This is a genomic window from Tabrizicola sp. (assembly GCF_041911175.1).
In the GTDB taxonomy this organism is placed as follows: domain Bacteria; phylum Pseudomonadota; class Alphaproteobacteria; order Rhodobacterales; family Rhodobacteraceae; genus Tabrizicola.
In genome coordinates, this window is the sequence record NZ_JAYRPN010000097.1 from 1 (window position 1) to 8,017 (window position 8,017).

Here is an 8,017-nt window from a genome sequence, read left to right on the forward strand (position 1 = left end):
GCGCGAAGATCGCCGCGGGTGCTTTTCGGGCCGGGATCGTCCAGCGGGTCGGGCGAAAGGGCGATCAGCACCATGCCCTTGCCCCATTCGACCAGATCGGCGCGTTGCAGGTGACATTCGCCCTTGGCCGCGCGCCGCTTGCCAATCGACAGAAGCCGGGTCAGGCGCGACCAGGCGGCAAGATCGGTGGGCAGGGCCAGCCATTCCACGGCGGAGTCAGTCAGCACCAGACGCGCCCCGGCGATCAGTTTCGGCAGCGGCGCGTCCGACATGGCGGGGGCATCAGTCTGTCCGGTGAAATGCGGCACGGTCTGGCGGCTGGAATGGTCCGTCACGCGCTGCGAGCGGATGATTGGGCCCGCCTCTGCCGCCGCGGTCCGCGCCTCGTCGCGCAGACGCGCCAGTTCCTTCAGCGCGGAGAAGGCCCGCACCACGCCTGCCACCGAATTGCGATCGGTGATGGCGATGGCACTCAGCCCCAGTTCTGCCGCCCGCGATACCAGTTCCTCTGGATGCGAGGCGCCGGTCAGGAAGGTGAAGTTCGATGTGACGCAAAGTTCGGCGTAGGGAATCATGCGAACACCCCCTGTACGTGCCAGTTCTGCGCCCCTCCGGGCGCGGGCCAGGCCGGGGTTTGCGGGGTGTGAAACAGCCAGAGCCGCGGCCCTTCCCGGGTTTCGATCCGCCAGTAATCGCGCAGGCCCGACCGCCAGGCGGGATCGTCGAACCACCATTCCGGCGTGATGCGTTCTGGGCCCAGCGCGCGCAGCGTGGTGAAGCGCATGCGCCGCCAACGGAAACTCGCGGGCGGGTTGCCCGAGGCGGCGGTCACCGGCTCGGGCGGAAACAGGGAGATCGGCCGCGCCGCCCCCCCGCGATGCGGGATCGGTTCGGATGCGGAATAAGCAGCCGGGGCCAGGAGGAAACTGCGCTCAGGGATCAGGCTGGTTGCAGGCAACAGCCTCAGCACCCGGTCAAAGCCGATGCGGTTGCCGACAGAGGACAGAAGATCGGCCAACGCATCGTCGTGCCGGATCGCCTGGCTGCCACCAATCTGTTCCGGCGAAAGGGCCTCTGTCACCGGGGCAGTCAGGCGAAGGGCATCAATGCCGAAACCGGCATCCACCTCGTCCACGCCCTTGGCAAACAGCGCAGCGATGCGGGCCGCGTCGCGCATCGGGCGGGCGAGACCGATCTCGACCTGTGCAGATTGGCGATCCACGCGGCGCAGCTCCAAGCGGACCCGGCGCGCACCCATCCGATGTTGGGCGAGCTTGGCGCAGAGCCGCTCCAGCAGGCGTTCCAGCCCCGCCATGACATCGGATTGCCGTCCGATCGGTTCGGGGAGCGTCATCCGCACCCCGAAATGCGGGGCGTCCGGTTCCGCTGCCACGGGCTCGTCGCGCTGCCCGAGCGCCTGATCCAGCCGAAGAACCAGCCCTTGCCCGAAGCGGCGGGCCAGAGGCGCGCGCGGCAAATGCGCCAGATCGGCAATGCGTGCGAGACCCACCCGCGCCAGCGCATCGGCCGTTTCAGGATCCGCTCTGAGAGCTGTCACCGGCAGGTGCCCAATTCCCTCGATCAGTCGCCCATCCGGCACGATGCCGCCGCCGTGACGGGCCAGTGCATGGGCAGCGCCACGGGTTCCGGCTATGGCGCTTTCCGCATGCAGGCCCGCCCGCGTCAGCCGCGCGTGCAAGTCCTCGCGCAAATCGGCTTCGCCGCCGAACAGGTGCGGCACGCCCGAGATATCGGCCATCAGCCCGTCCGCGCCATCCGTGGCAATCATGGGGGCATAGCGGCTGGCCCAGCGGCGCAAGGACGCCAGCGCCGCCGCTTCGCGGGCCAGATCAGCGGGCCGGGTGGCAAGATCGGGACAGATCGCGCGGGCATCGGCCAGCGCCATGCCGCGATGCAGGCCGCGTGCCGTGGCGGCGGGGTTCAGGCAATGCAGATGATCGGCATTGCCCGAGCGCTGGCTCAGGGCAAGGGGCCCTTCAACCGGGCGGTTCCGCAGGCTGATGTCGCTGGCCAGCCTCGGAAACCAGATGGACAGCAGCCGTCGCGCCATTCCAGTTCACAATCCAACTTCCACAAGTTCCCCTTTTGTTCTTATTAAGGGTCCAGCAATGCAGAGTCGAGTCCGCAGCCGGGCTTGCCACGGGCTCACAGGACCAGCGCGTTTCTGTGGCATTGCTGCCCGCGCCTTCGCGGATCAGCATCAGGCCGGTGGTCCGCCCGGCCTCGGCCGCCAGTTGCAGGCGACGCCCTACGGTCAGCGACAGGGGCTTTTCCGGTTCGGCGATGACGAGGCCGACGGGAGCCGAGCGCAGTGCCTCCTCGATGCACCACAGCAGATCGGTCTCGCCCTCGGCGCGGAACAGGTGCAGCCGTTCGCCGACACCTTTCGGCAACCCGCGCAGCATCGGCAGTTCCGGCACATGGGCGGGCAGGATCCAGACCAGCGGGCCGGGATGCCGCACCGCCTGAAACAGCGCAAAACTTCGGCGACCGCGGCCTTCGGCCTCATGCACACGTCGCCCGCGCAGATCGAAAGCATCGGTGGGGGGCAGTTCATGGCGCAAGGTCTCAGGCTGCATCTTCACGCACTCCCTCCGCCACGATCTGCAGCGTCCCGTCGGGCAGGGGGCGTTGCAGCGGCAAGGCCTCGGCCACCGGTGCAGTCAGCCATCGCCGCCACTCCTCGGGCCTGGTCAGGATCACCGGCATTGCCTTAGGATGGATCTTCGCAACCTCGGCATTGGGTGGGCAGGTCAGAAAGCCGAACAGCTCTGCCGTTACCTCGCCCTCCTTCAGCTTGCGCACCGAGGTCCATTCGGTGCGGATGCCCGCGAAGAAGGCCAGGGGGCGACGCTGGCCAAGCGCGAACCAGATCGGATGGTTGCGGGGTGCGCCCGGGCGGCTGTCGATCTCGGAAAAGCTGGTGAAGGGGACGAGGCAGCGATGCTCCACCCCGAGCCAGCGTCTCCAATGGGCCGAAGCGACATTGCGAATATTGGTGACGCCCGGATCGGTGCGCTTGCCTGCCAGAAACACCTGCGGTGTCGGCATACCCCAGCGCGCCATGGTCAATTGCCAGCCACCCTGTGTCCCGTGCCGGATGATCGGCGCGGGATAGTCGGGGAAGATTCCGGTCATGGGTGGCAGGTTGCCGGTCAGATCGACCAAGTCCTCGCCATCCCCGCGCATGTCGTCAAAGACATGGCGCATGGCGTCCTGGCTCTTGGTCTGGGAGTACAAATTGCACATGCGAAGGTCCGGGAATCATAAGGGAGGATGGAACATTGCCAGAACAGAGACTTTGGGGAAAGCGTGGTTCAGATTTCGGCCTGATCGAAGGTGCACAATTGTGCCCATCGCCGCGGGAGACAGATGCCGCTTAGCCGTGCCACTATTCCGGAGCAGCGAATCCCTGCCGCTTTTTGAAACCGTGAACCTGTGATCCGAGCCGGGCGATACGCCACGGTTGAGGCGTTCGGCGCTTCCCGTCTTGATGTCGCCCGGCCCGGGATTCACACGAGCTGGCTTTCCGAGAAGCCGGATCAGAAGTCCGTCTCCAGATAGACCCCAGCGCAGTCGTAGGCGACGGCGGCGGCTGTCGCTCCGGTGTTCAGGAACAGCCGCGGCGACAGGAACTGTGTGGCGGCGGGCAGGTCGGCGGCGATTTCCTGTTCGAAGACCGCGCCAGTGACCTCGTGCACGGCCCGGACCCATACCGACGAACCGTTCGGCGGCGCGGCTATGAACAGGGTCAGCACCCCGCCGGTGGCAATGGCAAAGCTCGCGCCCATGTCGGTGAGAGTCGGTGCTCCGGTCCCGTCATTGGCGACCAGCTGCCAGTTGGCATGGGTGCCGCGCTGGAAGCCGATGCCGATGCAGTTGATGGCTGCGGCCAGCGTCAGCGTCGTGGCGAGTGCCGCGGTCGAGCCGTAGAGTCCGAAGAACCCCATGCCGGTTGCTTGGAGCGTCGTCAGCGAAATCCGCGTGACGAAGGTCCAGCCACCAAGGCCTGCGGCATTGCCGCGCCAGCAGGCCCAGCCTGCGGATCGCTGGTCGGCCACCGAGTCCACGACGGCTGCCGAGGTCAGGCGCCAGCGTCGCATGGAGGTCGCAAGGTTCGTCGCGGCCAGAGTGGGCGTCGAAACGGTGCCGACCGAAGTGATTGGCAGGCCTTCGGTGGTCACCGTCGTGCCGGTCGAGGGCGACCAGTTGGCGATCCGGTTGACCCCGAAATGCGGCTGGAGCGGGAAGTCCCGGCCCGAGGGGCGCATCACGTCGATCCACGGCGCCCCGGCACGGTTGCGCGCATAAAGAGTGGCCTTCCCTGTGGGCGGCGGGGATGGCGCTGCGGCAAGCCCCGGCAGGACCGTGGGCTGCGGCAGTTCCACTTGGCCGCTGGTGCGGTCGATCTTGATCGCATCGAAGAAGGCCGAACCGTCCGAGCTGACCTTGAAGCTGAAGTCGTCGTTGCCGAGGAGGCCGATCAACGCCCGCGCCGAAAACCCGGTCTTGAAGGCAAAGGCCGCGTCGTTCCCCGCGGCCGACTTGTTCACGGTGGCCTCGATCCCTGCGCCTGCGTTGTTTAACAGCACGGCCGGGGTGTTGACCGACAGCCGGTTGTAGCTGTCGGCCGTCGCCCCGCCGAGGCCCAGGAGCTGCGCTGTCAGGTTCGCCTGGGGCATGCCAACTTGTGTGACGGCATTGGCGAAGGTTACCGTCGGCGTGTTGATGACGGTCGTGCCGCCCGCCCCAGCCGTGGTCGAGCCGATGTTGACAACCGTGGTCGATCCGGCGGCACCACCCGTTCCGAGGTTCACGGTCTTGGTCACGCCCGTGGTCGTGGCGCCGGTGCCCATGCCGTAAGTGGCGGTCGTCGTCGCCGTGCCGATGGTGGCGCTGGCCGCCGAGACGGTGACGGTTCCGGATGCCGTCAGCGTGCCGGAGAAGGTCTTGTTGCCGCTAAAGGTCTGCGTTCCTGCGAGAATCGCCAGTTCGCTGGATGTGTTGGGCAGCGAGAAGCTGCGGGTCGTCCCGGCGCTGATCCCCGCCAGCGAGAAGGTTGCCTGCTTCGTCGGATCGGTGTCGTTCACCAGGCTGAACACGGCGTCCGACACGTCGCGCGGCTCGCCCACCACCTCCCAGGCGCTACCGGTCCAGACGAGAAACAGCCCCTCGGCCGCGACCCAGACGAGCCAACCGGTGCGCGGCACCAGCCGGATCCACGCGCCGTCGACCCAGAAGGCGATGTTCAGGTCCCACCCGGCCCAAAGGCCTGTGGCACCGGAGGCCACCAGGTGTCGGTCGCCGTCTGCCGGGCCGGCGGGTGGCGTGGTGCGCATCCGATCAAGGACGGAAAGCTGCACCATGGCGTCGAGCAGGCGCAGCGACTCGTTGTGGGTGACATGCTTCTGCGCTTGGGCGGCCAGAAGGTAAGGCATGCCCAGATGGGTCGTGGTGTCGGACATGGGGGTTCCCGTCAGAACTGGAGAGTGACGGACGCAGGCGTGCCGCGGCCGAGACGGTTCGAGAGCTGGTAGATGCGGAGCGCAAGTGTCTGGCCGGGCCCGAACGGCGCACCCCAGTCTGTGGTCTGCTGGGCGGCGGTGTAGAGGACGGAGGCCGTGCTGCTGGTAAGGGTGCGCTTGACGGCCGTGCCGTCGAGGATCTGGACGTCGTAGGATTCCTGGTCCTCAGCCAACGGCACTTCGACCTGTTCCCAGGCATCGGCGACCAGCGCGCGGGACCGGCGCGTCCAGCGGATGGTCAGATCGCCCGGGCCGCGGGCCGTTCGCCACGGCTGTTCGACATGGACCGGCGCGAAGGGCACGAGGCCGCGCCCTGTCGGGGTGAAGCCCAGCGCCGCATAACTCGCATCGCCGACGGAGCGAGCAGCTGGGCCCACGCGCCAGTTCCACGGCAAACCGAGATCGGCCTCGGCGATGGGCAAGGAGGTGAGTGCCGCGTCCAGCACCACGACCCGCGCTCCGGCCGGGGCTGGATTGCCCATCGCATGTTCCGTTCCGCGCTGGCCGCGCAGGAGCCGGGAAAGGCGATACCGGCCGGGGGCGATCAGTTCGGCCGCACCCGATTGGACGATCTCCCAAACCCCTGCTGCCGACTCGACCGCCAGTGCATTGGCCCCGCCGAAGAGCGCGACATCCGTCACGTTCTCCAGCGTCCCCGACAGAAGATCGACCACCAGCGTGTTGCCCAGATCGAAGCGCGAGGTCGGTCCCGGAAAGAAGTCGAAGGCCAGCGTCCCGATTCGAGCCCGAGTGCCGAAGGTGGTCAGGAGGTTGAACCCGTCGGTGGACGCGCTGCGGAACACCGCGATCTCGCCCGGCCATGGGCTGGCATGGGCTGCGATCAGGGGTCGATGCGTGGCCACGTTCTCGTTGATCTGCGGAATGTCCAGTATCACCACCTCGGGCGTGCCGAAGACGACGGGACTGGCGAGCGAGGCCGGGCGGGGATCGCCGGGCGGAAGGTCGTAGGCGGCGCGGTCCTGACGGACGGCCTCGATCCCGCGCGCTTCGGCATCAGCGACGGAGACCAGCCGGAACTCGACCTCACGGCCATCATGCGCGAGCCGAATTACGTCGGCGGGATCGAGGGCCAGCTTTGAGGGCGGCAGGCGGAAGGTGGCAGTTTCCCGGCCGATCCAGGCTTCCATCAGCGCGCGACGGCAGCGGCGTTCGGCTTCCTCGGGCGGGATTGCCATCGGGAAGGCCTCGGAGGCAATGCGCGTCGTGTCGACGGTGATGCGGCGGGCCTCGACGAGGGCGGCGTCGTAATCTTCGTCGGCCCGGGCGACCTGCCACTTCAGGGCTTGCGGCAGTTCGGTCTCCTGGCCACGGGTCAGTTCGAAGGCCTCGCCCTCACGGCTGGCCACCAGATCGTCGATGGCCAGCGTGGCGACCGAGGCGCGCCCGCGCATGACGAAGCGGATGACGCCCTCCGTCTCGATGGCATCGAACCCGAAATGCCGGGCCAGCGTGGAAATCGATGCGCGGGGGGACTCAATGGCCCCGATCACATAGCCCTCGACCGCGCCCCAGAGGCTGGAGACGTCGATCAGGCTCTCCGACAGCCCAGCGCGCAAGCAGAGGTGGCGTACGAGGGCAGCGAGCGACACCGCGCCCAGCCGTCCGGTAAGCCAGTGACCAAGCCGCCAGTTGGGCCCGTCCGTCCAGACGCCAGTCAGTTCGGGGAAGAACGGATAGGGTCGCGCGTCCCAGGTCCAGGCGGCACATTCCGGAACATGCACCATCCGGCCGCCGTAGATCGCGGACGTCGGGTTGTTCGCGCTCTGACCCCACCAGAGGTAGCTCGCCTCGAGATAGGCGCGCTGGATGGCGTCGTCGCGCCAGCCGCGGGAGAACCAGGGCGTGAAGCTCTCGGACGACTTCGGGTCGAAGAAGACGTTCGGCTGGTTCGTGCCCCGGTCGATGGCGGGGCACCCCAGTTCGGTGAACCAGACGGGCTTTGACTGCGGCACCCATGAGGTCGGCGTGCCGCTTTCCACCCCGCCCGGCCGGTTGAAGTGGGCATTCGACCACCAGGCGCGGAGATCCTTGTAGCGGAAGACCCACGGCTTGCCTGCAGCACCGTCATTGATGGGGGTGCGTATTTGGGCCGACCGGTCGGCGGTCGAGGCGTAGAACCAGTCGAAGCCCTCGCCGCCTGCTATGTTGGCCTGCAGGTAGCCCCGGTCGTGGATGGCGGACCAGCCCTCGAGCGCATCGGCATGGTCGAACCCGTCGCGCCAGTCCGACAGCGGCATGTAGTTGTCGATGCCGATGAAATCGACATTCGCGTCCGACCAGAGCGGGTCGAGGTGGAAGAAGACATCCTCAGTGCCGTCGCCCGGCTGGTGACCGAAATACTCCGACCAGTCCGAGGCGTAGCCCACCTTGGTGCCTGGTCCGAGGATGGCCTTCACATCCGCCGCCAGCGCCTTGAAGGCCGTCACTGCCGGATAGGCGCTGGCGCTGGA

The 8,017-nt window shown here is 67.5% G+C and carries 6 protein-coding genes; all 6 read right to left on the reverse strand.

The window, feature by feature from the left end:
- Positions 1-575: PHP domain-containing protein (locus ACE3P6_RS13050; protein ID WP_374395693.1), on the reverse strand; the 575-nt coding region annotated here is incomplete at its 3' end.
- Positions 572-2,071 carry a DNA polymerase Y family protein gene (locus ACE3P6_RS13055; RefSeq protein ID WP_374395696.1) on the reverse strand — a complete coding sequence of 500 codons (1,500 nt, stop codon included), beginning with the start codon at positions 2,069-2,071 and terminating at the stop codon, positions 572-574. The genes ACE3P6_RS13055 and ACE3P6_RS13050, both read right to left, overlap by 4 nt.
- Positions 1,998-2,600, reverse strand: a complete 603-nt coding sequence (locus ACE3P6_RS13060) for an ImuA family protein (RefSeq protein WP_374395699.1) — start codon at positions 2,598-2,600, stop codon at positions 1,998-2,000. Before ACE3P6_RS13060 ends, ACE3P6_RS13055 begins: the two co-directional genes overlap by 74 nt.
- Positions 2,590-3,231: an SOS response-associated peptidase gene (locus ACE3P6_RS13065; RefSeq protein WP_374395701.1), complete on the reverse strand. Its 642-nt coding sequence runs from the start codon at positions 3,229-3,231 to the stop codon at positions 2,590-2,592. Before ACE3P6_RS13065 ends, ACE3P6_RS13060 begins: the two co-directional genes overlap by 11 nt.
- 332 nt (positions 3,232-3,563) lie before the next feature.
- The gene (locus ACE3P6_RS13070) at positions 3,564-5,486 is read right to left on the reverse strand and encodes a DUF2793 domain-containing protein (protein WP_374395703.1); all 1,923 of its coding nucleotides are present in this window, start codon (positions 5,484-5,486) and stop codon (positions 3,564-3,566) included.
- Positions 5,487-5,497: 11 nt separating this feature from the next.
- The coding region (locus ACE3P6_RS13075; RefSeq protein ID WP_374395704.1) for a glycoside hydrolase/phage tail family protein at positions 5,498-8,017 on the reverse strand (2,520 nt) is incomplete at its 5' end.

Excerpts from the sequence above, each read along its gene's own strand:
- ACE3P6_RS13055 (WP_374395696.1), bottom strand. The coding sequence starts at position 2,071 with ATGGCGCGACGGCTGCTGTCCATCTGGTTTCCGAGGCTGGCCAGCGAC.
- ACE3P6_RS13060 (WP_374395699.1), bottom strand. The coding sequence starts at position 2,600 with ATGCAGCCTGAGACCTTGCGCCATGAACTGCCCCCCACCGATGCTTTC.
- ACE3P6_RS13065 (WP_374395701.1), bottom strand. The coding sequence starts at position 3,231 with ATGCGCCATGTCTTTGACGACATGCGCGGGGATGGCGAGGACTTGGTC.
- ACE3P6_RS13070 (WP_374395703.1), bottom strand. The coding sequence starts at position 5,486 with ATGTCCGACACCACGACCCATCTGGGCATGCCTTACCTTCTGGCCGCC.